The sequence below is a fragment of the Nocardia sp. FBN12 genome, assembly GCF_050320175.1.
Taxonomy (GTDB): Bacteria; Actinomycetota; Actinomycetes; order Mycobacteriales; family Mycobacteriaceae; genus Nocardia.
Genome location: NZ_CP190048.1, coordinates 5058635 through 5083262, shown reverse-complemented (window position 1 = coordinate 5083262; position 24628 = coordinate 5058635). Strand labels below are relative to the sequence as shown.

Genomic DNA, 24628 nt, shown 5'->3' with positions numbered 1-24628 from the left:
GCCGTCCTCGCATTACGGTTTGCAGATGGGAACCGCCCCCGACTCACGCCTGACCGTCACCTCCGAGGTAGGCAGGCTACGGACGGTGCTGCTGCACCGCCCCGGTGCAGAACTACGCCGACTCACCCCGAGCAACAACGATCAGCTGCTGTTCGACGGCATCCCCTGGGTCGAGCGCGCGCAAGCCGAACACGACGCCTTCGCCACCGTACTGCGCGAGCGCGGGGTGGAAGTGCTGTTATTGGCAGATCTGCTGACCGAAACCCTCAGTGCCAGTGGGGCTGCCAGGATCCAGGGCATCTCGGCAGCGGTCGACGCCCGCAGGCTCGGCCACGGCCTGGCCGACCAGCTCGCCGCCGAACTGCGCAAATTCGACGCACGCGAGCTCGCCGACATCCTGATGGCCGGGATGACCTTCGACGAGCTGCCGTTCGGCCCCGACGCGACCTCGCTGGTGCGGCGGATGCACCACGGCGGCGATTTCGTCATCGATCCGCTGCCGAATCTGCTGTTCACCCGCGATTCCTCGTTCTGGGTGGGTCCGAAGGTCGCCATCACCTCGCTGGCCCTGCCCGCCCGCGGCCGCGAGACCTCGATCACCGACCTCGTCTACGCGTTCCATCCGCGCTTCCTCGGCGTGCGGCGGGCCTACGAATCACACACGGCGCCGATCGAGGGCGGCGATGTGCTGTTGCTCGCCAAAGGTGTTGTCGCCGTTGGTGTCGGCGAGCGAACGACGCCCGCGGGCGCGGAAGCGTTGGCGCGCAGCCTGTTCGACGACGACCTCGCGCACACCGTGCTGGTGGTGCCGATCGCGCAGAACCGGGCGACCATGCATCTCGACACCGTCTGCACCATGGTCGACTCCGACGCGGTGGTCATGTATCCCGGCGTGCGGAAAACGTTGGAGGCGTTCACGATCCGTCGCGAGGACGGTTTCTCCGGACGCGGCGATCTCGAACGCATCAGCATCACCGGACCCGAACCCTTCCTGCCCGCCGCCGCCACCGCGATGGGCATCGCGAAGCTGCGCGTGATCGACACCGGCCGCGAAGGACCCGACGCCGAACGCGAACAGTGGGACGACGGCAACAACACCCTCGCCCTGGCGCCCGGCGTGGTCGTGGCCTACGAACGCAACGAAATGACCAACTCGCGCCTGACCGAGGCGGGTATCGAGGTGGTCACCATCAGTGGCTCGGAGTTGGGCTCCGGCCGCGGCGGTCCCCGCTGTATGTCCTGCCCGCTGTCCCGAGACGAGGTGTGAGCACCGTGTTCCACGTCGAGCTGTCCACCGATTCCACCCAGCCGCCCTATGAGCAACTACGGATGGCCGTGATCGAACAGGTCCGCGCGGGCACGCTCACCGCGGGCACCAAGATCCCCACGGTCCGCGCGCTGGCCGCCGACCTCGGCATCGCCCCCAACACCGTCGCCCGCGCCTATCGCGAACTGGAAGCCGACGGCGTCCTCGAAACCCGCGGCCGCCAAGGCTCGTTCATCGCCTCCTCCGGCGACCCCACCCGCGATATAGCCAGCCGCGCCGCCGTCGACTACGTCACGACCACCCGGCGACTCGGCCTCTCCGACGCGGACGCGGTCGATCTGGTCCATCGAGCACTGAATATTTAGCGCCAGCTGGGTAGCCAAAGATGGTCCTGCCAGTTCTGTGGCGTGATCGGATGACCCGTGAGGATCGGCCACAGCCAGACGAAGTTCGCGATCACCAAACCAAGGTAGATGCTGACGATCAGCAATCCGAGCGCGTACCGCTCGTTCACCGGGGTGGGTAGATAGGTGCCCGTCGGGCTGCGCGGTATTCCAGCCGGCCTCGCCGAGCCGAGAATGTCACCGAGGGCCAGCGCCATCCCCATCACCAGGAACGGCGCGAGCACCACCGCGTAGAAGAAGTACATCTGCCGGTCCAGCGTCAGGAACCACGGCAGCAGCCCGGCGCCGTACCCCACCAGGATCGCCGCGTAGCGCCAGTCGCTCCGCACGACCGAACGCCACACCATCCAGCCGATCAGCGGCAGTGCCAGCCACCACAGCGCTGGTGTGCCGACGGCCATCACGGCCTTCACGCACTGCGCTTCACCGCAGCCGGTGACCGTGCCGTCCGCGTAGTAGTAGAGCATCGGGCGCAGGCCCATCGGCCAGGTCCACGGCTTGGATTCCCACGGATGGTGGTTGCCCGCCGAATTGGTGAGGCTGGAATGGAAGTCGAGGGTTTCGCCCTGGTAGTACCAGAGCGAACGCAACGCGTCGGGCACGAAGGCGAACGCACCGCCGCTGCCGACCTGATTGCCGACCGCGTACCGGAACACCCCGGTCTCGCTGGCGAACCACGCCCAGTACGAGGACAGGTACACCACCAGCGGAATCACCACCAGCGCGTACAGCGCCGGCCCCACGTCGCGCACCATCGTGCCGAGCCAGGGCCTGCGCACCCCGTACGCGCGTCGCGCGCTCACGTCGAAGGCCACGCTGAGCAGGCCGAAGAACATGATGTAGTAGACGCCCGACCATTTGGTGCCGCACGCCAGCCCGAGCAGCACGCCCGCGCCGAACCGCCACCAGCGCACGCCGAGTCGTGGCCCCCAGTCCGAGACGCGGACCCGACCCGCCAGATCGGCGCGAGCCATTCGCTCGCGGACTTCGTCGCGGTCGACTATCAGACAGCCGAAAGCCGCGGTGACCAGCAGCGACATGAAGATGTCGAGCATGCCGATGCGGGAGGAGACGAAGGTCAGGCTCTCGGCGATGAGCAGCACGCCCGCGAACGCGCCGATCAGCGTCGACCGGGCCATCCGGCGCACGATTCGCACCACCAGCAGCACCAGGATCGTGCCCGCCAGCGCCGCGGTGCCGCGCCAGCCCCACGCGTTGTAGCCGAAGATCGCCTCGCTGATGGCGATGAACTGTTTGCCGACGGGTGGGTGCACGACCAGGCCGTAGGCGGGGTTGTCCTCCACACCGCCGCCGGTGACCATCTGCCAGGCCTGTGGGGCGTAGTGCTTTTCGTCGAAGACGGGAGTGCGCGCGTCGGTCGGATAGTTCAGGTTGGCGAACCGGGTCACCGCGGCGATGAGGGTGAGTACACCGGTGACCACCCAGCCGCGCGCGGTGTCGAGCGGACCGAAATCGGGGGCCGGGCGCAGCGGCGCGGGACTCACCGACGCCGACGCGGGGCGCGCCGGGGGCATCGCGCGCTCATCGGTCACCGGGATCACGCCCCGATCGTAGGCGGTACGCCCACTGAAGTCCGACCCGACACCGCGCCCCCTCGTTTCCCCACCTACGCGCGCACAGCGGCGGCACGCTCGCCTGACAGAATGTACGGGCGCCATCTGCTCATCGCACGCACCGCTCGCCGTACACGATCGCCTGCGGCCAAAATACCGGAGAGGCGGGACAACACTGTGTTGGTCTTAGCGGCAACCCCCATGGGCGATATCGGCGACGCGTCGCAGCGACTGCGCGACGCGCTCGGTTCGGCCGACGTGGTCGCCGCCGAGGACACCCGTCGCACGAAATCGCTCGCGAAGGCGCTCGGCGTGGAGATCACCGGCCGCGTCGTCAGCTTCTACGATCACGTGGAAACCGCCCGCATCCCCGCCCTGCTCGACGACATCGAGAGCGGCCTGCAGGTCCTGCTGGTGACCGATGCAGGCATGCCGTCGGTGAGCGATCCCGGTTATCGACTTGTCGCGGCCGCCGTCGCACGCGACCTGCCGGTCACCTGTCTACCCGGGCCCTCCGCGGTCACCACCGCGCTGGCCCTGTCCGGTCTCCCGGTGGAACGCTTCTGCTTCGACGGGTTCGCCCCACGCAAGGGTGGCCAGCGCCGGGAGTGGCTGCGCACCTTGGCCTCCGAACAACGCGCCATCGTCTTCTTCGAGGCACCGCACCGCCTCGCCGACTGCATGGCCGACGCGGTCGCGGTCCTCGGGCCCGACCGTCGCGCCGCCATCTGCCGCGAACTCACCAAAACCTACGAGGAGGTCGTCCGCGGCACCCTGGGTGAACTGGCCGCCTGGTCCGCCGACGGCGCCCGTGGCGAGATCACCGTGGTTCTCGAAGGCTCCCAACCGGTTTCGGCCGAGCCCGCCGAATTGGTCGACGAGGTCGAGACATTGGTGGCGGGCGGGATGCGGCTCAAGGACGCCTGCGCCGAAGTCTCCGCGGGCCGCGGCGCTTCCCGCCGCGAACTGTACGACGCCGTCTTGGCGGCCAGGTCCGCCGAAGACTGATCGCGAGCGGCTGCGATGGGTCACCGTCGGTCGCGGACCTGCCTGGCGAACGACGGTGACCCCGGTGAGCTGAGGTCGTCGACCCCGCTCAGACGACTATTCCTTGGGCTCGATGTAGCGCGGGAAGATCGGTTCCGGCGCGGGCAGGTCGAGACCGGGGACCAGGGGAGTGGCGATGTCGGCGAAGGCGCGGCCTTCTTGAGCGAGCAGATCCAGGATCTTGGCCGCCGAGCCGGGCATGACCGGCTGGACCAGGATGGCGACGATGCGGACTACCTCGAGGGTGACGTAGAGGACCGTCGCCATGCGGGCCAGGTCTTCGTCGGTGCCCGACTTGCGCAGCGCCCAGGGGGCGTTGGCGGAGAAGTAGCGATTGGTTTCGCCGAGGGTGAGCCAGATGGCTTCCAGGGCGAGGTGCATCTGCTGGGCGTCGAACTCGGTGCGGCACTTGGCGAGGAGCCCGTTGGCGCGGTCGAGCAGGGCGCGGTCGTCGTCGGTGAATTCGCCGGGCGTGGGGGACTTGGCGTCGCAGTTCTTGTTGACCATGGTCAGGCTGCGCTGGACCAGGTTGCCGAACTCGTTGGCCAGGTCGCTGTTGATGCGGCCCGCGATGGCGTCGTTGCTGTAGCTGCCGTCCTGGCCGTAGGAGATCTCGCGCAGCAGGAAGAAGCGCACCTGGTCGAGGCCGTAGGTGGACACCAGCGCGAGCGGGTCGACGACGTTGCCCGTCGACTTCGACATCTTCTCGCCCTTGTTGTACAGGAACCCGTGCACGAAAACCCGGTCCGGCAAAGCGATCCCGGCCGACATCAGGAACGCGGGCCAGTACACCGTGTGGAAGCGGGTGATGTCCTTGCCGATGATGTGCAGGTTCGCCGGCCAGAACTTCTCGAACGACGCGGAGTCGGTGGTCGGAAAGCCGACGCCCGTCAGGTAATTGGTGAGCGCGTCGACCCACACGTACATCACGTGGTCGGGCTCACCGGGGACCGGAACGCCCCAGTCGAAGGTGGTGCGCGAGATCGACAGATCCTTCAGACCGGCCTTGACATAGCTGACGATCTCGTTGCGCCGGGTCGAGGGCGCGATGAACTCGGGCCGCTCCTCGTAGAGGGCCAGGAGTTTGTCCTGGTACTCCGAGAGCTTGAAGAAGTAGTTCGACTCCTCGGTCCAGGTGACCGGGGTCTTGGTCTCGGTGGACTCGCGGGTGCCGTCGGGCAGGAGGGTGGTCTCGTCCTCGTTGTAGAAGGCCTCGTCGCGCACCGAGTACCAGCCGGAGTAGTTGCCGAGGTAGATGTCGCCGTTGGCGAGCATCCGCTCCCAGATGGCGACGCAGGCGGCCTGGTGGTCCTCATCGGTGGTGCGGATGAAGCGGTCGAACGAGATGTCGAGCGCCTTGTCCATCGCCTCGAAGACGTCGGAGTTGCGGGCCGCGAGCTCCTGCACCGGGATGCCTTCGGTGGCCGCGGTCTGCTGCATCTTCTGACCGTGCTCGTCGGTGCCGGTCATGAAGAACACGTCGAATCCGTCGAGTCGCTTGAAGCGGGCGATCGCGTCGGTGGAGATGTACTCGTACGCGTGGCCGATATGCGGCGCACCGTTCGGGTACGCGATGGCCGTCGTGACGTAGAAGGCGGGCGCCTCGGCGCCTTCGGCTGCACTCATGATGCCCATTACTGTAATCCGGGTGGCAAACACGAATCGTCCGGCTCCGCCCCTACCTCCGCCGCTCGCGCCGCTGATCGATGCGCACACACACCTCGATGCCTGTGGCGCAACCGATGCCGCGTCCACCGCGGCCATCGTGGACCGGGCCGCCTCGGCCGGTGTCGGGCACGTGGTGACCGTCGCCGACGATCTCGCGGCCGCGCAGTGGGCTGTGCAGGCGGCGCAGTGGGATCCGCGGGTGTACGCCGCCGTCGCGTTGCACCCCACCCGGGCCAACGCCCTCGATGACAAGGCCAAGGCCGAACTCGAACACCTCGCCACCGACCCGCGCGTGGTCGCGGTCGGTGAGACCGGCCTCGACTACTACTGGCCCGGCAAGCTCGACGGCTGCGCCGATATCGAAACCCAGATCGAGGGTTTCCGCTGGCACATCGACCTGGCCAAACGCGTGCGCAAACCGCTGATGATCCACAACCGCGAAGCCGACCACGACCTGCTCACGGTGCTGCTCGACGAGGGCGCGCCGGACACGGTGATCTTCCACTGCTTCTCCTCGGGCCCCACGATGGCCGAGGCGTGCGTGGCGGAGGGATATGTGCTGAGTTTCTCTGGCACCGTGAGTTTCAAGAACGCGCATGAACTTCGCGAGGCCGCCAAGCTGGTCCCGGACGACCAGATCCTGGTGGAAACCGACGCGCCGTATCTCACGCCGCAGCCGTATCGCGGTGCGCCGAACGAGCCGTACTGCCTGCCGTACACCGTGCGCGCGCTCGCCGAAGTGCGCGAACAGGATCCGCAGGCGCTGGCCGAGATCACCACCGCCAACGCGCGCAGGCTGTATCGGATTCGGTAGTCCGATTCGTCTGGTCGGTAGGGGGCTGGACGATAAACGTGAGTCGGCTCACATTCGCCCGCTCGCGCCGTTATCTACCAGCGCCGTCTATATCGAATCGTGATCTACGATCCCGCTGATCGGACGGCCTGGTGTTGTCTACCGCGCATCGCGTCGTTATCGTCCTGTAATCATGTCAGCTTTTGCGCGGATCAACTCGTCACGTTCACCGCTGCTGTTCGCAGCAGTGGCGGCCATGCTGCTGATTCTGCTCGTCGGCGCCTCGCTGGCCATCGTCAACCACAAAACGGTCGCGATCGTCATCGACGGCGAGCGGACCGAGCTCTCGACGATGTCGCGCGATGTGCGCGCCATCCTGGCCGACGCGGGCTACGAGATCGCCGAACACGACGAGGTGATCCCCGCCGCGAGCGCCAAGGTCGGCGACGGTGCGACCATCACCTTCAACCGGGGCCGCGAGATCACGGTCACCGTCGACGGTGTCGAGCGCAAGGTGTGGACCACCGGCACCACCGCGGGCGACGCGCTCGTGGCGATGCAGATCCCGTCCGACACCCACGTGTTGCCGTCCCGCGCCGAGAAGCTGCCCCTCGCGGGCGCGGCGCTGAGCGTGTACACCCCGCGCAATATCTCGCTGATCGACGGTGGCGCAGCCCCGGTCGATGTGCGCCTTGCCGCCGCGACGATCGGTGAATTCCTCACGGCCGCAGGCGTTCCGTTGAAGGACGAGGACTTCACCGAACCCGCCGCCACGACGCCGCTCGCCGAGGGCATGCAGGTGGTCGTCACGCGCCAGCGCACCGAACAGCGCACCGAGACGCTGCCGCTCGATCCCACCGAAACGGTGATCGAGGACGTGACCATGAACATGAGCCGCACGGTGGTCGAGAATCCGGGCATGCCGGGTCTGCACGAGGCGACCTTCGCGGTGAAGATGGTGAACGGGGTCGAAGCCTCACGCGTGCAGGTGCATTCGAATGTGATCACGCCGGCGCAGAACAAGACGATTCGTAAGGGTGCCAAGCCGGGGACCGAGGTTCCGCCGGTGCGTGATGGTGCGGTATGGGATGCGTTGGCGAAGTGTGAGTCGACGGGGAACTGGGCTATCAACACGGGCAACGGGTACTACGGCGGCATCCAGTTCGACCAGAGCACCTGGGAGCGCCAGGGTGGCTTGAAGTACGCACCCCGCGCCGACCTGGCCAGCCGCGAAGAACAGATCGCGATCGCCGAGGTGACTCGGGCGCGACAGGGTTGGGGTGCCTGGCCTGCTTGCACCGGGCGCTTGGGAATCAGCTGATCTCGCGAGAACATGGGTAACTCCCCAGCCACCTCCCATCTGACGCACACCCAACGCGCGGACGACAACGAACAGCCGAGCTCCCGGACGACACGCTGAATATCCGGGGAGGCGGTACTGTGCTCTCGTTTCGCCGGGTCTGCTGTGCTCGTGCGGCGGGTTCGGCTCGGTGACGAGTCGACAGGGGTTGTGATGCGTGGGGTTTCGGCCTGGCGGCGTGTGGTTGCCGCGATAGTTCTGTCGGCGGGTGCCGGAGTGTGCGCGCCGATTACGGTGGCGCACGCGGAGGCGCCGGGCACGGTCATCGCGGTGGTTCCGCAGGGTGACGGGTTTCACGGGATGTCCGGCGCTCAGGTCATCGACTACTGGACGCGCGGCGTCGGTGGTGTGTCACAACCTGCGAGCGGTGCGCTGTATCTGCCGACCGGAGTCGCGCCCGCGGGCGGTTGGCCGGTTGCCACGTATGACCACGGGACCACGGGGTTGGGCGCGGGGTGTGGGGGTCAATCGGATCCGGCGGGGGCGCCGTGGCCGGAATCGCAAGTGGGACAGGATGTTTTCCTTCGGCACCTGGTGTCGAAGGGGTTCGCCGTTGTCGCGCCGGACTATCTGGGGCTCGGCAGGTTCGATACCGGTCCGCATCCGTATCTCGGGATCGACACCGAGGCCACTGCCACCATCGACATGCTCCGGGCCGCGCATTCGGTGCGTGATGATCTGTCACCGGTGTGGGTGGCGACGGGAATGTCGCAGGGTGGGCAGGCCGCGCTCGGCACCGCGCACCGGCAGACGAGCTACGCGCCGGAGCTGGACTTCCGCGGGACCATCGCGATCGACCCGGAATCGGACGTGGAGAAGGTAGCGACGTTGCTCGGGCCGGGTAATCCCGATCGGGTCAGCGGCGGGATTCTGGGGTTCTCGTCCAGCATCCTGGCCGGACTGCGCGCCGCCCGCCCGGACGCACAGGTCGACAGTTACCTCAGCCCGCTCGGCCGCCAGGTCATCGACGAGATCGGGACCATACGGTGCCGACGAGCGGATACGACGCCCCGATCCTGCTGCTGGTCAACGCCACCGACCGCACGGTGCCCTCGCCACTGCACGCGGCACTGGCGGCGCAGTTCACCGCGGGCGGCGTGAACTACAAGCCGGTAGTCGGGACAGGCAGCCACTGCGACCTGAACCCCGCCATGTGGTCGGCGATCGACGAGTTCCTCGGTCAGGTTCACTGATCGCCCGGCCGCGCCGCAGCGCTGACTCCAAGACTGAGGATTCTCTGTCATTCAGGGGTAGGGGCCCGGTGGATCTGTACACTCGTCCAAGATCTTGATCGCCTGGTAGAGAGACCGGACTGTGCTGAAAAACCCGATGCGGGCGGCCGTTGTCGCCGCGCTGGCCGCGAGTGCTTTCGCGGCCGCAGGCTTCACCCCGGCGCTGGCCGGAACTCCCGGTTCGCTGATCTCGGTGCAGGCCGAACCCGCGGGCTGGCACGGGCTCGCCAGGGGCTCGTCGGTCGAGTACTGGATGACCGACTCGGCCGGGGTCCAGCGCCCGGCCAGCGGTGCGATGTTCCTGCCCGAAGGTGACGCTCCGGCCGGTGGCTGGCCGATCCTGGCCTACGCCCACGGCACCTCGGGCTCGGGCCCGGGTTGCGGCGGTCAGGCCGACCCGGAACTCGCGCCGCTGCCGCTGCACCGCGCGTCCGAGGACCGGCTGATCAAACGGTTCGTCGACCAGGGTTTCGCCGTGGTCACCCCCGACTACCTCGGTCTCGGCCGGTTCGACACCGGCCCGCACCCCTACCTCGAGGTGCGCAGCGAGGCGACCGCGACGATCGACCTGGTCCGCGCGGCCAGAGCCGCCAGTCCCGAACTGTCGCGGACCTGGAGCGCCGCGGGCACCTCCCAGGGCGGCCACGCCGCGCTGAGTGCGGCACATGTGCAGGCTGAATATGCCCCTGAGCTGGACTTCCGCGGCACCGCCGCTATCGACGCGGCCTCCGATGTGGAGAAGATCGTGCCGTTCCTCGGGCCGGATGTCCCGTCGGTGCCCGGCCTTTCGGGCACCACGTCGTTCATCGTCAGCATCCTGGCCGGGCTGCGCGCCACCCACCCTGAACTCGACGTGGACTCCTACCTGACCGAACGCGGCAAGGCGCTCGTCGACGACGCGGGCACCCAGTGCCTGGACGAGATCATCACCGCCACCAAGGGCGTGACCTCGGCCGATTTCCTGGCGCGCCCGCTCGCCCCGCTGCGGGACGCGCTCGCCGCCTACATGATGCTGCCGACCAGCGGCTACGACGCCCCGATTCTGCTGACGATGAACATCACCGACACGATCGTGCCCTCCCCGCTGCACGCGGCGCTGGTCGCCCAGCTCGCGGCCAACGGCGTCGACCAGCAGGTGGTCACCGGCACCGGTCAGCACGGCTCGGTCTCGGCCGAGCAACTCGCCGCCATCGACGGGTTCCTCGCGCGCGTCAACGCGGCCCCGACACAGCGCTGAGCTGCCCCATCGGTGAGGTTGGTAGGTTCTAGCAGTGTCCGAACCAGATAATTCCGCCCGAGGTAACCGTGCCGCATTGCTCGGTCCCGCCGAGGTGCGGACCCTGGCCGAGCGTTTCGGCGTCCGGCCTACCAAGCAGCTCGGGCAGAACTTCGTGCACGACGGCAACACGGTGCGTCGGATCGTGTCGGCGGCAGGCGTGGGCGCGGGGGACACCGTGCTCGAGGTCGGCCCTGGCCTCGGCTCGCTGACATTGGCGCTGCTCGACGTGGTCGACCAGGTGGTCGCCGTCGAGATCGATCCCGTGCTCGCCAACTATCTGCCCGAAACCGTCGCCGCTCGCGCGCCCGGTCTGGTCGAGCATCTGCGCGTGGTCGAGGCCGACGCGCTGCGGGTGCGCCCCGAGCAGCTGCCCGCCGTGCCCACCGCGCTGGTGGCGAACCTGCCGTACAACGTGGCGGTGCCCGTGCTGTTGCACCTGCTCGCCACCCTGCCGAGCATCATGGTGTCGCTGGTGATGGTCCAGGCCGAAGTGGCCGACCGGCTCGCCGCCGAACCCGGCAATCGGGTCTACGGGGTGCCGAGTGTCAAGGCCGGTTTCTTCGGCAAGGTCCGGCGGGCCGGGCACGTGGGGACGCAGGTGTTCTGGCCGGTGCCGCGCGTGGAATCGGGCTTGGTACGGATCGATCGCTACGCCGAACCGCCGTGGCCGATGGACGACGCGCATCGCCGCCGGGTGTTCGAGGTGATCGACGCCGCGTTCGCGCAGCGGCGAAAGACATTGCGGGCGGCGTTGTCCGGCTGGGCGGGCTCGCCCGCCGAGGCCGAGCGCCGGCTCATCGCCGCGGGTATCGATCCGACCGCACGGGGCGAGACGCTCGAGACCGCGGCGTTCGTCCGCCTGGCGGCCACGACCTAGCTCGGCGAATCATGGGTTCTGGCAGGGGAACCCGCAGTACACCGGCCGTTCATCGGGCGGGTTGTGCACATGGAGTGAAAGCAATTGTGGACAACCGGTTTTCGCCGCCTTCGGAGTTGATCATGATCCGCGCGTGGCGCTCCCGGTCGAACCCGGAAATTCGTGTCTCACCACGCCCGGTCAGGGATGTGGATGACGTTGTGGATGATTCGTCGGCCTGCGCGACGCGGATGAACCGCTGGTGAACGGCCTGTCAGCCGCACCGCGCTCCGCTGGGCGAGGCGGCGGAAGGTCTCACCCAGCAGGAACGGTCTCGCGTCATCGGCGAGGAGATCAGGCGCTCAGCGCGTAGCCCGCTTCGTCGACCGCGGCGGCCACGTCGGTATCGGCCAGCTCGCCCGCGCTGTCGACGCGAACGAGACCGCTCGCGAGGTCGACATCCACGCTGGTGACGCCGTCGATCTTGCCGATCTCCTGCTTGACCGAGCTCACGCAGTGTCCGCAGGTCATCCCCGTGACGGTGTAGGTGGTGGTGGCCATGGCTGGCTCCTTCGCTCTTCGATCATACGGTCCAGGGGTATGTCCCCGACACGAATGAACATACCCCCCATAGGTATATGACGCAACCCGTCGATCGAACTGTGGGCGTTCGACGTGCGTACTCGTCGGTGGAACCTATTACGCTGGGTAATCGTGCTGTCAGTTGTGCCCAGCCCGGTCGTCGTGCGAGCTCCGTCGAAGGTGAACCTGCATCTCGGAGTCGGTGATCTGCGTCCGGACGGCTACCACGATCTGACCACCGTCTTCCAGGCATTGTCCCTCGCCGACGACATCCGCTTGGCACCGTCGGCCTCGCTCGCCGTGCGGGTGAGCGGCGAGGGCGCCGCCGAGGTGCCCACCGATCGGGCCAACCTGGTCTGGAAGGCCGCGGTCCGCCTCGCGCATCTGGCGGGTCGTGCCCCGCTGGTCGAGATCGCCATCACCAAGGGCATCCCCGTGGCCGGTGGCATGGCGGGCGGTAGCGCCGACGCGGCCGCGACCCTGGTCGGGCTCAACGAGCTGTGGGACCTCGGCCTGACCCGCGACGAACTGTCCGCGATCGCCGCCGAACTCGGCAGCGATGTCCCGTTCTCCCTGCACGGCGGCACGGCGCTGGGCACCGGCCGCGGCGAACGACTACTTCCGGTGCTGTCGCGCAACACTTTTCACTGGGTCCTCGCGCTGGCCAAGGAAGGGCTGTCCACCCCTTCGGTCTTCCGTGAACTCGACCGCCTCCGCGCCGAGGGTGAGCCCCCGCGCCTCGGTGACCCCCAAAAACTCATGCAGGCACTGGCCGCGGGCGACCCCCACACGCTCGCGCCGCTGCTTGGCAACGACCTCCAAGCCGCGGCCCTCTCACTGAAACCCGAACTGCGCCGCACCCTGCGCGCGGGCGTCGGCGCGGGCGCCCTGGCCGGGTTGGTCTCGGGCTCCGGCCCCACCTGCGCCTTCCTCTGTGAATCCGAGGAGGCCGCGATCGGTGTCGCCGCGGAGCTGGCAGGCGCGGGCGTGTGCCGCAGCGTGCGCACCGCGACCGGGCCGGTGTCGGGAGCGCGTGTGCTCGACAGCGAGGCACCGTCCAAACGCTGACGACCACCAGCTGAGCCCGGCCGCAGCGCCGCCGGACAGACCACCCGGCGGCGTCCACTATGATCGCAATCAACATCTCGCACGAACATGGGTAACTCACCGGGTACGGGCCAACTGGTCCAGCAAATCCCCCGTCGGACGCCGACGCGCCGCACCTATGTCTGGCCTCGAGTCGCGGAGAGGCGGCAATGCCCAACCTGATCAACCTGGAACAGGTCTCCAAGAGCTTCGGTGTCAAGCCGCTGCTGGATGACGTCTCCCTCGGAATTCACGCGGGGGAACGGATCGGGGTGGTCGGCCTCAACGGTGGCGGTAAGACCACGCTGCTCGAGGTCCTGACCGGACTGGAGCCGCCCGACAATGGCCGGGTGAGCCGGGTGGGTGGGCTGCGGATGGCCGTGGTCACCCAGCGCGGCGTGCTGCCAGCGGGCGCGAGCATCGGTTCGATCGTGTTCGCGGGGCTGTCCGACGACCTGTCCACCGTCGACATCGCCGACCACCAGTGGGCCGCCGATTCGCGCGTGCGCTCGATCCTCGAGGGCATCGGCATCGCCGATCTCGGCCTCGACACGCTCGTCACCAACCTCTCCGGTGGTGAACGCCGTCGCGTCGCACTGGCGGCCGCCCTGGTGCGCGATCTGGACCTGCTGGTTCTCGATGAGCCGACCAACCACCTCGACATCGAGGGTGTGCAGTGGCTGGCCGAACATCTGGTCGCCCGGCGCACCGCGCTCGTCGTCGTCACCCACGATCGCTGGTTCCTCGACACCGTCGCCAACCGGACCTGGGAGGTCGTCGGCGGCAAGGTGGAGGTTTACGAGGGCGGCTACGGCGACTGGATCTTCGCTCGCGCCGAGCGTGCCCGTCAGGCCGACGCCTCCGAATCGCGCCGCCAGAACCTGGCCCGCAAGGAACTGGCCTGGCTGCGCCGTGGCGCCAAGGCCCGCACGTCCAAGCCGCGCTACCGCGTCGAGGCCGCCGAGGCGCTGATCGCCGATGTGCCCGCGCCGCGCGACTCGGTCTCGCTGGCCGCGTTCGCGCGCAAGCGCCTTGGCCGCGTGGTGATCGAACTAGAGGATGCCGCGCTCACCACCCCCGACGGCCGCGTCCTGGTCGACGACCTCACCTGGCGGCTCGCGCCGGGCGAGCGAGTGGGCCTGGTCGGCGTCAACGGGTCGGGCAAGACCACCCTGCTGCGCGCGCTGGCCGGGGAGACCGAGCCAGCCAAGGGCAAGCGGATCCAGGGCCAGACCGTGCAGATCGGCTGGTTACGCCAGGAGCTCGACGACCTGCCCACCGATATGCGGGTGCTCGAGGCCGTGCAGCAGGTCGCGCAGCGAATCATGCTCGGCGACAAGGAGATCTCGGCCGGTCAGCTCGCCGAACGGCTCGGGTTCACCCCGGCCCGCCAGCGCACTCCGGTCGGCGACCTCTCCGGTGGTGAACGCCGTCGCCTGCAGCTCACCCGCATCCTGATGGCCGAACCGAACGTCCTGCTGCTCGACGAGCCGACCAACGACCTCGACATCGACACCCTGCAGCAGCTCGAGGATCTCCTCGACAACTGGGCAGGCACGCTGGTGGTCATCAGCCACGATCGCTACCTGGTCGAGCGCATCTGCGACTCCACCTGGGCCCTGTTCGGCGACGGCAAACTCACCAACCTTCCCGGCGGCATCGACTCCTACCTCGCCAAGCGCGCCACCATGGCGGGCAACGCCAAGCCGCTCACCGCGAAAACCGGTGGTACCTCGACGGATTCGTCCGACCGCCGCGCCGCCCGCAAGGAACTGTCGAAGGTCGAACGCAGCATCGCCAAACTCGACGAGCGCGAACAGAAGCTTCACGCCGCCCTCGCCGACGCCGCGACGGATCCCGACAAGCTGGTCAAGCTCGGGTCCGAGCTGAAGGCTGTTGTCGCCGAAAAGGAAGCGGCAGAAGAGCGCTGGATGGAACTGGCCGAGCTCGGGGAGAGCTAGGTCGCGGTCTCGCGTCCGTCATTGATGACTACCGGTAAACATGTCTGGACGAAGTCGGCGCCGAATTCGGTGAGCAGGATACTGCGGTAGGTCACCTTCGTGCCGAAACCGGGGCGCTTCAACGCTTCCCGCACCTGCTCCTGTGCCTCGATCACCTGGTAGCGGTGCGGGTTGCCGACAGGTTCGCGGGTGGACTCGATGAGTCCGAGCCTGCGCAGGTTGGGCAGGTATTGCGGCACCCGGTTCGGGAACCGCAGGCCCGCGTGGTCGCCCAGCATGGTGAGTCCGCTGATCAGCCGCTCGCCACCGAATGCCCGCTGGCGCCCGGTGCGCACATCGATGGCCGGCTGCGGCCCGTCGACGTGCAGGAAGCGCAGGATCCGGGCTTCGTCGGGCGTGATCTCGGCGAGGATGCCGGGATAGGCCGGATGGGTGTCGGGCTGGGCAGCGGTGGTGCTGGCGGACAGGCGAAGCAGTTCGGCGCCCTGTTCGCGCAGGGTCGGCGCGCCGTCGTCGCTGCGGTGCTCGGGACCTGTGGGCAGGCCGAGCGCGTGCCGAAGCCGGTCGCGCACTTCGGTTTCCGCGTCCGCGAGCACCTCGTTGGGCGGGTTGCCCGCCATGCTGCCGCGCAGCACCGTAACGGTCACCCCGAGCGCGGTGTCCAGGGTCCACAGCGTCATCCCGGAGGCGGCGGTGAGCGCCACCCTGGCCACGCCGGTGGCCGCCCGCACCGTGCGCACCGGTGAGACGGGCAGCAAGCCACCACGCTTGTCGAGCGGCGGTACCGATCGTCGCACCAGGTCGGTGGACGGGGTCCCGTCGTCTACATCCATGTCGTCGCTACTCCTGTTCCGAAGACCAGGATGTGAGCGTATCCGGCGAGCAGTCCCAGCGCGCCGCCATGGACGAAAAGCAACCATTCGTCCTGTTTGATCGCCGAGCGCAGCATGTCCACGAAGTCATGTGGCGAAAGTGCGGACATTTGCCGGGCGATATATTCGTTCACCTGCCTGCCCTGTTGGACATTGAACGCGGGATCGGCGAACGCCATCGGCGCGATCGTCATCGCCTGCGCGGTGAGAGTTGTTTGTAGCGTGTCGTATTCGCGGCTGCCGAGCATGAATTTCACCGCGGGCCGCGCGGGCCCGAGCGCACGGTCGGCGGCCGGGCGCAGGGTGTCCTCCAGCATCTGCAGGGTGCGGTCGGAGCGCGGTCCGTTGAGCAGTTCGTCGCCGATATTGGCCACCGTGACGACCTCGGTGGACACCAATGCCGCGTAACCGGCGGTGATCTCGGGCTGACGCTTGATCAGCAGACCCTGCCGCCACGGGCACCACCACTTCGGCGTGGCGGGCGCGAAGATCATGTTGATCCCCACCCAGTTCACCACCCACCCGATGATGATGCCGCCGACGGGCAGCACGACCAGCGGCGAGAGCGCGGTGGTGTGCAGCGCCAGAACCAGCAGCAGCCCGCAGGGTGCGCCGAAGTAGAAGCCGAAGTTCTGCATGAAGCGCAGTTCCTTGGCGCCGAGCACCTGGAACAGCTGGTTGAGCAATTGCGGGCGTGCCTGGAAGTAGCGGATCACCATCTGTTTCACATCGAGCAGCTGGTCGATATTGGCGCCGAGTTCCATGGTGAGGTCGCGCAGGATCTCCGGCAATTGCGAGCGCACCCGCTGATGGATCATCTCCCTGACCCCGGCGGGCAGGTTGTACCAGAGCTGCGGGTGTTCGCGGCGCAGGATCACCTCGACGATGTCGCGGATCTGCGCATCGGCGACCTCGGCCAGATGTTCGGCCAGCTTCTCCGGGTCGAGCTCGCGATAGAAGTCGGCGACACTGCCCAGCTTGGACAGTCCCTTGTCGACCGCGATGCTGGCCATCTTGTCGGCGCGCGAAGGCACGATGCCCTGCCAGCCGATCCGGCCGTCATAGCTGAGCAGCGGCAATACCTGAATCCGCTTGGGCAGATAGGGAAAGACCGCGCGCAGACCGGGCAGTCGGAATCCATGGAATTTGATCGGCTGGAACAGCATGAGAATGCCGGACCAGTTGGTTATGTAACCGATAATTCCTGTGAAAAGAGGAATGGTCAGAATTTCTAGCAGGAGTGTCGGGTGTAACCCGAACACACTCTCCAACACGACACGCCCTCCTGCCGATACCCGGTGACCACCGCCTCACCGAGAACCAAAATTTATCACCCCCGCGGCGAGGTGACCCTACTGTGAGATGAGGAACTGGGTCCATTCGTCGTGTGTCAGGCCACAGGGTAGTGTCTGAGACATCAGTCACAGAACCTGTCCCGAATGCCGTACTCCCCTTGGCGAGTCGGACACAATGACCATCACCACCTTTCGTGACAGGCCACAAATATCGTGCAGAGGGGACGCGCGGTAGTGGCAGCACTGTTCACATGGCGAGACTTCGGAGTAGGACGTGACAGACGACAGGACCGGACAGGACCTGGCCCGTGCCGGTACCCGCGCCGTCGAGCGCAGCTCGGATGTCGAGCAGCGACAGATCAGTAATGAAGCACGGTTGATCCGTGGCGTTTTCCGCGCCGCCGGATTGGCCGCCGGTACCGCGGTGCGTGGCAGCCAGTGGGCTGTCGGCACCACCTATGAGGTCACCAAGGAACTGGCGCAGGCGGCGCTGGACGGCGAGTCCTCCGCCGATATCGCCGAGCGCACCGGCAACGCCCTGCGCTCCATCGCGCGCAGCGCACTCGGCGTCACCGAGGGGTCGGTGCGCGAGATCGTCAGCTATGTGCCGACGCCGAACGGGGCGAACCAGCAGGCCATCACCGTCGGCCCGTACCTGCGCTCGGCCACCACCGACGACCTGCGCCGACGCGGCGACGCGCTGCTGGCCCGTTCGGCGGATGTGTACTTCACCGAAGACGTGCACCCGGCCTACGACCGCATCCTCGACGAGGTCGCGCCCGACGAGGCCCGCATCCTTCGATTCATGGCCCTCAACGGTCCGCAGCCCTCGGTCGACGTGCGCACCAACCGCCCGCTCGGCATCGGCTCCGAGCTGGTGCAGGGCGACCTGACCTCGGTCCCCGAACAGGCGGGCGTGCGCTACCCGGACCGCGCGCGGTCCTACCTGATCAACCTCAACCGCCTCGGTCTCACGCTCACCTCCGACGATCCGGTGGTGCTGAGCCGGTACATGGTGCTGGAAGTACAGCCCGTGGTGGAGCACGCGCTCAAGAAGGCGGGCCGCGCGCCCAAGATCGTGCGCAAGAGCCTTCGCCTCTCGGAATTCGGTGAGGATTTCTGCCGCACCTGCTTCACCATCGGGTAGCCCAGACACCCCGGGCCTGCCGGCGCCGGAGGTCACACTCCGGTGTCGGCAGTGATAGCGATCTGATACAGAACGGGCGGCGAGCCGGTTCTGGTGGGATCGTGGAGGGATGGAGCAGGGTCCGGAAACTCCGAACGTGCACGTCGACGAACCTGTCGCGGCCGTGTGGACAGGTCCTGCGCCATTGCTGCCCGGTGAGGACGCGCCGTTGGTCCCTGGGTCGAACTCGGGGGAGGCTTGGATGGCGTCAGAGCCGTCGGACGACGAAGAACAGCCCGCACCGATCGAGCGGCCGCCGGATCACCCCGACGACCTCATCGCGATCAGCAGGCTGAAGTACCGCTACCTGCGCAGCCTCGATACGAAGTCCTGGGACGAGTTCGCCGACACCCTTGTCCCCGAGGCCACCGCCACCTACAGCGAATACCTGCAGTTCGAGTCGCGCGAGGCCTTCCTTGCCTTCCTGCGCAACACCCTCGGACCACACGTGATCACCGAGCACCGCTGCGACCATCCCGAGATCGATGTCGACGGCGACACCGCCTCCGGCACCTGGTACCTGGCCGATACGGTGATCATCCCCGAACACAATATGTGCCTGCGCGGCGCCGCTTTCTACACCGACAGCTACGTCCGCTGCGACGACGGGCACTGGCGCATCTCGCACACCGGCTACGAGCGCACCTATGAGGTGGTGCTCTCCCTCAGTGATCTGCCCAGCCTGCGGCTCACCGCGAGCCGCTGGGGCATGATCGCGCAGGAGAACCATATCTCCCCGGTGGAACGCAACCCGGGACCGGCCGCGTAGCCGACCCAGACAGCCTGAGTCCTAATCCGCGGTCGCGACCAGCGGTTCCAGCGTGAGCTTCGGGTGTTCCTTCTCGATGTACTGCAGCCGCCACTTGTCGCTGAACAGTGCCAGGATCACGCCGTCGGTGCGGGTGAACACCTCGACCCCGCGCTGGCGGTCGAGTTCGGGCGCCGACTCCGCATCGGTGCGCCGAGCCAGCGTGAAGGGCAAAAAGTCCAGCTGGGTCTCGACGTTGAACTCGCCCTGCATGCGAGCGGTGACCACCTCGAACTGCATCGGACCGACGGCGGCGAGCACCGGCGTGGCGTCACCGCGCGCGTCGTTGCGCAGCACCTGCACCACGCCCTCGGAATCGAGCTGGTCGATGGCCTTGCGGAACTGCTTGTACTTGCCCGCGCTCTGCGCGCGCAACGTCGCGAAATGTTCGGGGGCGAAGCTCGGAATCGGCGGGTACTCCACCTTCTTCTCGACGAACAGCGTGTGCCCCGGCGCCAGTGCGGTGGCGTTGACCAGGCCGACCACATCGCCGGGGTAGGCGGTGTCGACGGTGGTGCGCTCGCGGCCGAAGACGGTCAGCGCGTACTTGGTGGCGAACGGGCGACCGGTCTGCGCGTGGGTCACCACCATGCCGCGCTCGAATTCACCGGACACGATCCGCATGAACGCCAGCCGGTCGCGGTGGGCGGTATCCATTCCGGCCTGCACCTTGAACACCACGGCGCTGAACGGGTCACCGGTCGTGCGTTCCTTGCCCGTCACGTCCTCGCGGGAACCGGGTGCGGGCGCCAGTTCCACCAGCGTCTCGAGCAGTTGGCGCACACCGAAATTCAGCATGGCCGAGGCGTAGATGACCGGCGAGGTCTGGCCGGCCAGGAACATTTCCTGATCGTGGTCCTGCCCGGTCGCCGAGAGCAGTTCGCTCTCCTCGGCCGCGGTCGTCCACGCTTCGCCCTCGCGCGCCTCGGCTTCGTCGGCGGTGAGGTACTCCTCGGGTGCGATGGTCGCGCCACCGGCGGTGCGGGTGAAGTGGATGTACTCGGCCGCCTCGCCCTCGGGCCCGCGGCGCAGCAGACCGCGGAAATCGCCGGCGATGCCGACCGGAAGGAACAGGGGAGTGGGGGTGAGGCCGATCCGCTCGCTGATCTCGTCGAGCAATTCCAGCGGCGCCTGGCCCGGCCGGTCCCACTTGTTGATCACGGTGATCACCGGGATGCCCCGATGGCGACAGACCTGGAACAGCTTCAGCGTCTGCGGTTCGAGGCCCTTGGCCGCGTCGATCAACATCACCGCGGCGTCGACGGCGGTGAGGACGCGGTAGGTGTCCTCGGAGAAATCGGAGTGACCGGGGGTGTCGACCAGATTGATCACATTGTCGATATCGGAGCCGGCGGCCCGGTAGTTGAACTGCAGCGCGGTCGAGCTCACCGAGATGCCGCGCGCCTTCTCCATCTCCATCCAGTCCGACACGGTCGACTTGCGACCGGCCTTACCGTGGATCGCGCCCGCTTCCGAGATCATCCGAGCGTGCAGGGCGAGCGCTTCGGTCAGCGTCGACTTACCCGCGTCGGGGTGCGAGATCACGGCGAACGTGCGCCGGCGGGCCACCTCGGCGGGCAGCCCGCGTGGGGTGGTGGCGACGACTTCTCCGGACTCGGTCAACGGACGGACCTTTCGCAGTGGGCGGCAACCTATCTACAGTATTGGAGCGCTGGCGCGCTCGAGTTCGCGCCCCCGGCGGTCCCGTCGATCAGGCACCGTTGCTTGCTCCTTCGTCGCCTACGCAACGGCACCTGATCGACGGGACGGGCGCGAACCGCCGACGTCGTCGGCGATCCCTCCTCGAGGTCGGGATGTGCGGGTCGGTGTGCGGTCACATGGCGGTTTCAGGGTGCGATTGTCGATGCGGTATGGTTGGCGGGTTGTCTCGGCGAGGGTGAGTGCCCGTTTTGGTGCGCACACCGTGATCGACGCGGCTCGGCTGAGTTGTTTGGGCCGTCCTCGTTCGTTCTTTCGTCCGACGAGTAGACCTTGACCCCGGAGTTGGGTCACCCATGACCAGCCGTAGGAGCGCATCAGTATGTCCGACGCCAATCTGATCGAAGCCGCCGTTCGCACCGAATTCGGTAAGGGTGCCGCTCGCCGTACCCGTCGCGACGGCAACGTGCCCGCCGTGCTGTACGGCCACCACGCCGAGCCGCAGCACCTGTCGCTGAACGCCAAGGCGTTCGCCGCGATCCTGCGTCTGCACGGCACCAACGCCATCCTGAGCCTGCAGATCGACGGCAAGCCGCAGCTGGCGATGACCAAGTCGGTCGTCGTCCACCCGATCCGTCGCTACATCGAGCACGCCGACCTGCTGATCGTCAAGCGTGGCGAGCGCGTCACCACCGACGTCAACGTCGTGGTCGTCGGCGACGCCGTCTCCGGCGCCCTGATCACCCAGGAACTCAACACCCTGTCGATCGAGGCCGACGCGATGAACCTGCCCGAGACCATCGAGGTCTCGGTCGACGGTGTCGCCACCGGCACCCAGATCCTGGCCGGCGCCATCGCGCTGCCCGAGGGCGTCACCCTGGCCGGTGACCCGGAAGCGCTGATCGTCAACGTCATCGAGGCGCCGTCCGCCGCGAAGATGGACGAAGAGGGCGAAGAGGCCGCGACCGCGGAGACCGCTCCCGAGTCCGAGTAATACTGCGCTACGGTTCGGCCTGTGACCGAATCTTCCGGGCCCGCGCTCGTAGTCGGACTGGGTAACCCCGGCCCCGAATACGAGCGCACCCGCCACAATGTGGGCTTCCTGGTCGCCGATGTGCTCGCCGAGCGCGTCGGCGGCCGTTTTGCCGTGCACAAGAAGTCCGGCGCCGACCTGCTGCAGGCGCGGCTGGACGGCCGTCAGATCCTCATCGCGAAGCCGCGCACCTACATGAACCTGTCCGGTCGGCCGGTCGCCGCGCTGGCGAAGTTCTTCTCGGTGCCGGTGGACCAGGTGATCGTGGTCCACGACGAGCTGGATCTGCCGTTCGGGACGCTCAAGCTCAAGCAGGGCGGCGGCGAGGGTGGGCACAACGGGCTGCGGTCTATCTCGCAGGCGTTGACCACGAAGGAGTACCTGCGGACGCGGATCGGGATCGGACGTCCGCCTGGGCGGCAGGATCCGGCCGATTATGTGTTGAAGCCGTTCGCCGCGCCGGAGCGTAAAGAGGTTCCGGTGATTGTGGAGCAGGCGGCTGATGCGGTGGAGTTGCTCTTGAAAGTCGGGCTGGAAGCGGCTCAGAACAATCTGCATTAGGGGGTTTGGTGGTCCCGGGGCGGGTTGTGTGGCAGGGCTCGGGGGCGGGTTGTGTGGCAGGGCTCGGGGGTTTGAGTAGTCCCAGGCAGGTTTGACGCTGTGTTTATTGGAGCGCTGGCGCGCTCGAGTCGCGGCCCCGAGGGGCCGCCGGTTAGCCACCGGGGCTTGCTCCTTCGTCGCGTACGCCCCGGCGGCTAACCGGCGACCCGGCCGCGACCGGCCACTTCGTGGCCGCCGCTCCCTATGGGTCGCGGGTGGGGGCTGGGAGTGCGGTCATGGCGGATCTGGGGTGGGGCTATGTCGACTACGCCCCGGCGGCTAACCGGCGGCCGGCCGTGACCGGCTAACTTCGCGCCGCCGCTTCCTATGGGTCGCGGGTGGGGGCTGGGGGTGCGGTCATGGGGGGTCTGGGGTTGGGCTACCGGAGGTGCACCGCCGTGGCGGAGCGGCGGAGTTTGCCCGATGACGTCTTCGGGAGGGCTCCTGGGCCTAGGACGGCTACGGTGCGGGGGCGCGAACCTACTTCGGCGAAGACCTCGTGCACGATCTCGCGCTCGATGCGTTTCACCTCGTCAGGGTTCTGGTAGTCGTTGGTTTCGACTACCACCGCGAAGCTTTCGCGCTTCTCGCCCGCGTCGAGGCGCACCGCCACCGCGTTGCCGGGGCGGACTCCGGGCACGCGCAGGGCGGCTCGTTCGATGTCGGTGGGGTAGATGTTGCGGCCGCCCATGATGATCACGTCCTTCATGCGCCCACACACCACCATCAGGCCACCTTCGGTGAAGTAGCCGATATCGCCGGTGTCGAGCCAGCCTTCGGCGTCCTGGGCGGGGCGGAAGCCGTCGACGGTGACGTAGCCCGAAGTGACAGCGGGGCCGCGCAATTCGATGACACCGACCGAGCGGACCGGCAGCGGCTGACGTTCGGCGTCGACGACGCGACCCTCCAGGTCGTCGACCAGGTGCCCCAGCGTCGGCAGCCTGCGCGGGGTGCCGTGGTGACCGTCCTCGGCGATCGGTACCGCCTTGCCGACAACCTCGAGCAGGTCGGCATCGATCACGTCGAGCACCTGTCCGTGGCCGGGGTCGGGAATCGATACGGCCAGGGTGGTCTCGGCCATGCCGTACACCGGCGTGAGGGCCATCGGGTTGAGCCCGAACTGTTTTCCGGCCGCCGCGAGGGCGATCATGGTGTCGGGGTCGACCGGTTCGGCGCCGTTCCACATGTAGCGCACGCTGGACAGATCCATGGTGCCCGGTTCGGCCTGACGCAGCCGCCGCGCCAGCAGGGAATACGCGAAATTGGGTGCGGCGGTCACGGTTCCGCGATACTTGTCGATCAGCTCGGCCCACAGCAGTGGCCTGGCCAGGAAGTCCAGCGGCGTCACGCATACCACTTCGGCACCGAATTGCATGGGCACGCTGAGGAATCCGACCATGCCCATGTCGTGGAACAGCGGCAGCCAGCTGATCATCACGTCGTCGTCGGTCTGGAATTTCACCCGGTTGAACATCGCGTACGCGTTGACGTAGAAGTTGCCGTGGGTTATTCGCACCGCCTTGGGCGATCCGGTCGACCCAGAGGTCAACTGCTGCAACGCGATATCGCTCTCGGTGGTGGGCACCGGGTCGGCGTCCGCGCCGGTGTGCAGGTCCTCGATCCGCACCACAGTGATTCCGCGTTCCAGCAATACGGGCTCGGCCGCCGCGAACGGCGCGCCGAGGACCACGGCCTTCGCGTCGATCATGCGCAGCACCGTTTCGGTGTCGCGCACCCAGACCTCGAGGTCGGTGCGCGGCGTCGGCTGATGCAACATCGTGATCGACGCGCCACGCATCCAGATGCCCTGGCAGGCGGGCGCGATGTCGACGGGCAGACCCGCCAGCACGCCGACAGCGTCGCCGTGCCCGATCCCGGCGGCCGCGAGACCACCCGCCATCCGCCGCGCCTGCCTGTGAATGTCCCCCCAGGTCTGCCGCAGTGGCGCCTCCGGCTCTCCGGTGACCAGCCCCTTCGAGCTGGTCAACGCTGTGCCAAACATTTCGTCGGTGAACCTGCTCAACGTCGGTCTCCCTTTACGCCAACGATCGGTTACGGCCGTGCTT

General features: G+C 67.6%; 20 protein-coding genes and 1 pseudogene. 14 read left to right on the top strand and 7 right to left on the bottom strand.

All coding sequences use genetic code 11. From position 1 onward, the window contains the following. The first annotated feature begins 25 nt into the window (after positions 1-25). Both arcA and ACQHI0_RS24105 read left to right on the top strand, forming a co-directional pair. A complete protein-coding gene (gene arcA / locus ACQHI0_RS24110; RefSeq protein ID WP_427904100.1) occupies positions 26-1267 on the top strand; it encodes an arginine deiminase in 1242 nt (413 codons plus the stop codon). Positions 1268-1272: 5 nt separating this feature from the next. Further along, complete coding sequence (locus ACQHI0_RS24105; protein ID WP_427909277.1) at positions 1273-1632, top strand: GntR family transcriptional regulator; 360 nt, start codon at positions 1273-1275, stop codon at positions 1630-1632. On the opposite strand, the gene ACQHI0_RS24100 is transcribed toward ACQHI0_RS24105, so the two are convergent. Then, a complete protein-coding gene (locus tag ACQHI0_RS24100; RefSeq protein ID WP_427904099.1) occupies positions 1629-3233 on the bottom strand; it encodes a dolichyl-phosphate-mannose--protein mannosyltransferase in 1605 nt (534 codons plus the stop codon). The genes ACQHI0_RS24105 and ACQHI0_RS24100 overlap by 4 nt on opposite strands. A 189-nt stretch (positions 3234-3422) precedes the next feature. Here ACQHI0_RS24100 and rsmI point away from each other — a divergent pair, with 189 nt between their 5' ends. Continuing rightward, positions 3423-4253, top strand: a complete 831-nt coding sequence (rsmI, locus tag ACQHI0_RS24095; protein ID WP_427904098.1) for a 16S rRNA (cytidine(1402)-2'-O)-methyltransferase — start codon at positions 3423-3425, stop codon at positions 4251-4253. 96 nt (positions 4254-4349) lie between these two features. Here rsmI and metG read toward each other — a convergent pair whose 3' ends face one another. Continuing rightward, positions 4350-5918 carry a methionine--tRNA ligase gene (metG, locus tag ACQHI0_RS24090; RefSeq protein ID WP_427904097.1) on the bottom strand — a complete coding sequence of 523 codons (1569 nt, stop codon included), beginning with the start codon at positions 5916-5918 and terminating at the stop codon, positions 4350-4352. 22 nt (positions 5919-5940) lie between these two features. Between metG and ACQHI0_RS24085 the strand changes: the two genes are divergently transcribed. The 5 genes and pseudogenes from ACQHI0_RS24085 (at position 5941) to rsmA (ending at position 11501) form a co-directional block, all read left to right on the top strand. Next, positions 5941-6774: a TatD family hydrolase gene (locus tag ACQHI0_RS24085; RefSeq protein ID WP_427904096.1), complete on the top strand. Its 834-nt coding sequence runs from the start codon at positions 5941-5943 to the stop codon at positions 6772-6774. Positions 6775-6946: 172 nt separating this feature from the next. Then, positions 6947-8074 carry a transglycosylase family protein gene (locus ACQHI0_RS24080; RefSeq protein WP_427904095.1) on the top strand — a complete coding sequence of 376 codons (1128 nt, stop codon included), beginning with the start codon at positions 6947-6949 and terminating at the stop codon, positions 8072-8074. Between the two features lie 192 nt (positions 8075-8266). Then, positions 8267-9306: pseudogene (locus tag ACQHI0_RS24075) on the top strand (alpha/beta fold hydrolase). A 121-nt stretch (positions 9307-9427) separates the two neighbouring features. Continuing rightward, on the top strand, positions 9428-10582 hold the full coding sequence (locus ACQHI0_RS24070; RefSeq protein WP_427904094.1) for a lipase family protein: 1155 nt from the start codon (positions 9428-9430) through the stop codon (positions 10580-10582). Positions 10583-10616: 34 nt separating this feature from the next. After that, positions 10617-11501, top strand: coding sequence for a 16S rRNA (adenine(1518)-N(6)/adenine(1519)-N(6))-dimethyltransferase RsmA (gene rsmA, locus ACQHI0_RS24065; RefSeq protein WP_427904093.1), 885 nt, complete (start codon positions 10617-10619; stop codon positions 11499-11501). Positions 11502-11834: 333 nt separating this feature from the next. Here the strand turns inward: rsmA and ACQHI0_RS24060 are convergent, their stop codons facing one another. Then, positions 11835-12041, bottom strand: a complete 207-nt coding sequence (locus ACQHI0_RS24060; RefSeq protein WP_358071300.1) for a heavy-metal-associated domain-containing protein — start codon at positions 12039-12041, stop codon at positions 11835-11837. Between the two features lie 153 nt (positions 12042-12194). On the opposite strand from ACQHI0_RS24060, the gene ACQHI0_RS24055 reads away from it, so the two are divergent. Together ACQHI0_RS24055 and ACQHI0_RS24050 are read left to right on the top strand one after the other, a co-directional pair. Continuing rightward, positions 12195-13130, top strand: coding sequence for a 4-(cytidine 5'-diphospho)-2-C-methyl-D-erythritol kinase (locus tag ACQHI0_RS24055; protein WP_427904092.1), 936 nt, complete (start codon positions 12195-12197; stop codon positions 13128-13130). Between the two features lie 188 nt (positions 13131-13318). Further along, entirely contained in the window at positions 13319-15109 is a 1791-nt protein-coding gene (locus ACQHI0_RS24050; protein ID WP_427904091.1) for an ABC-F family ATP-binding cassette domain-containing protein, read from the top strand. Here ACQHI0_RS24050 and ACQHI0_RS24045 read toward each other — a convergent pair. Beyond that, entirely contained in the window at positions 15106-15942 is an 837-nt protein-coding gene (locus tag ACQHI0_RS24045) for an Abi-alpha family protein (RefSeq protein ID WP_427904090.1), read from the bottom strand. The genes ACQHI0_RS24050 and ACQHI0_RS24045 overlap by 4 nt on opposite strands. Beyond that, positions 15933-17147: a hypothetical protein gene (locus tag ACQHI0_RS24040; RefSeq protein ID WP_427904089.1), complete on the bottom strand. Its 1215-nt coding sequence runs from the start codon at positions 17145-17147 to the stop codon at positions 15933-15935. The genes ACQHI0_RS24045 and ACQHI0_RS24040 overlap by 10 nt, the downstream gene beginning before the upstream one ends. A gap of 403 nt (positions 17148-17550) precedes the next feature. On the opposite strand from ACQHI0_RS24040, the gene ACQHI0_RS24035 reads away from it, so the two are divergent. Next, a complete protein-coding gene (locus tag ACQHI0_RS24035; RefSeq protein ID WP_427904088.1) occupies positions 17551-18423 on the top strand; it encodes an Abi-alpha family protein in 873 nt (290 codons plus the stop codon). A gap of 241 nt (positions 18424-18664) precedes the next feature. Further along, positions 18665-19231 carry a nuclear transport factor 2 family protein gene (locus ACQHI0_RS24030; protein WP_427904087.1) on the top strand — a complete coding sequence of 189 codons (567 nt, stop codon included), beginning with the start codon at positions 18665-18667 and terminating at the stop codon, positions 19229-19231. A gap of 21 nt (positions 19232-19252) precedes the next feature. Here ACQHI0_RS24030 and ACQHI0_RS24025 read toward each other — a convergent pair whose 3' ends face one another. Next, a complete protein-coding gene (locus tag ACQHI0_RS24025; protein WP_427904086.1) occupies positions 19253-20893 on the bottom strand; it encodes a peptide chain release factor 3 in 1641 nt (546 codons plus the stop codon). A gap of 418 nt (positions 20894-21311) precedes the next feature. On the opposite strand from ACQHI0_RS24025, the gene ACQHI0_RS24020 reads away from it, so the two are divergent. Both ACQHI0_RS24020 and pth read left to right on the top strand, forming a co-directional pair. Continuing rightward, positions 21312-21923, top strand: coding sequence for a 50S ribosomal protein L25/general stress protein Ctc (locus ACQHI0_RS24020; protein ID WP_427904085.1), 612 nt, complete (start codon positions 21312-21314; stop codon positions 21921-21923). Positions 21924-21944: 21 nt separating this feature from the next. After that, positions 21945-22523, top strand: a complete 579-nt coding sequence (pth, locus tag ACQHI0_RS24015; RefSeq protein WP_266293272.1) for an aminoacyl-tRNA hydrolase — start codon at positions 21945-21947, stop codon at positions 22521-22523. 418 nt (positions 22524-22941) lie between these two features. Here the strand turns inward: pth and ACQHI0_RS24010 are convergent, their stop codons facing one another. Beyond that, complete coding sequence (locus tag ACQHI0_RS24010; protein ID WP_427904084.1) at positions 22942-24585, bottom strand: fatty acyl-AMP ligase; 1644 nt, start codon at positions 24583-24585, stop codon at positions 22942-22944. Between the last annotated feature and the right edge of the window lie 43 nt (positions 24586-24628).

Bases quoted from the DNA above. Each gene is read 5' to 3' on its own strand.
- ACQHI0_RS24080 (WP_427904095.1), top strand. From the start codon at position 6,947: ATGTCAGCTTTTGCGCGGATCAACTCGTCACGTTCACCGCTGCTGTTC.
- ACQHI0_RS24045 (WP_427904090.1), bottom strand. From the start codon at position 15,942: ATGGATGTAGACGACGGGACCCCGTCCACCGACCTGGTGCGACGATCG.
- arcA (WP_427904100.1), top strand. From the start codon at position 26: ATGGGAACCGCCCCCGACTCACGCCTGACCGTCACCTCCGAGGTAGGC.
- ACQHI0_RS24060 (WP_358071300.1), bottom strand. From the start codon at position 12,041: ATGGCCACCACCACCTACACCGTCACGGGGATGACCTGCGGACACTGC.
- ACQHI0_RS24020 (WP_427904085.1), top strand. From the start codon at position 21,312: ATGTCCGACGCCAATCTGATCGAAGCCGCCGTTCGCACCGAATTCGGT.
- ACQHI0_RS24040 (WP_427904089.1), bottom strand. From the start codon at position 17,147: ATGCTGTTCCAGCCGATCAAATTCCATGGATTCCGACTGCCCGGTCTG.
- ACQHI0_RS24050 (WP_427904091.1), top strand. From the start codon at position 13,319: ATGCCCAACCTGATCAACCTGGAACAGGTCTCCAAGAGCTTCGGTGTC.
- metG (WP_427904097.1), bottom strand. From the start codon at position 5,918: ATGAGTGCAGCCGAAGGCGCCGAGGCGCCCGCCTTCTACGTCACGACG.
- ACQHI0_RS24030 (WP_427904087.1), top strand. From the start codon at position 18,665: ATGGCGTCAGAGCCGTCGGACGACGAAGAACAGCCCGCACCGATCGAG.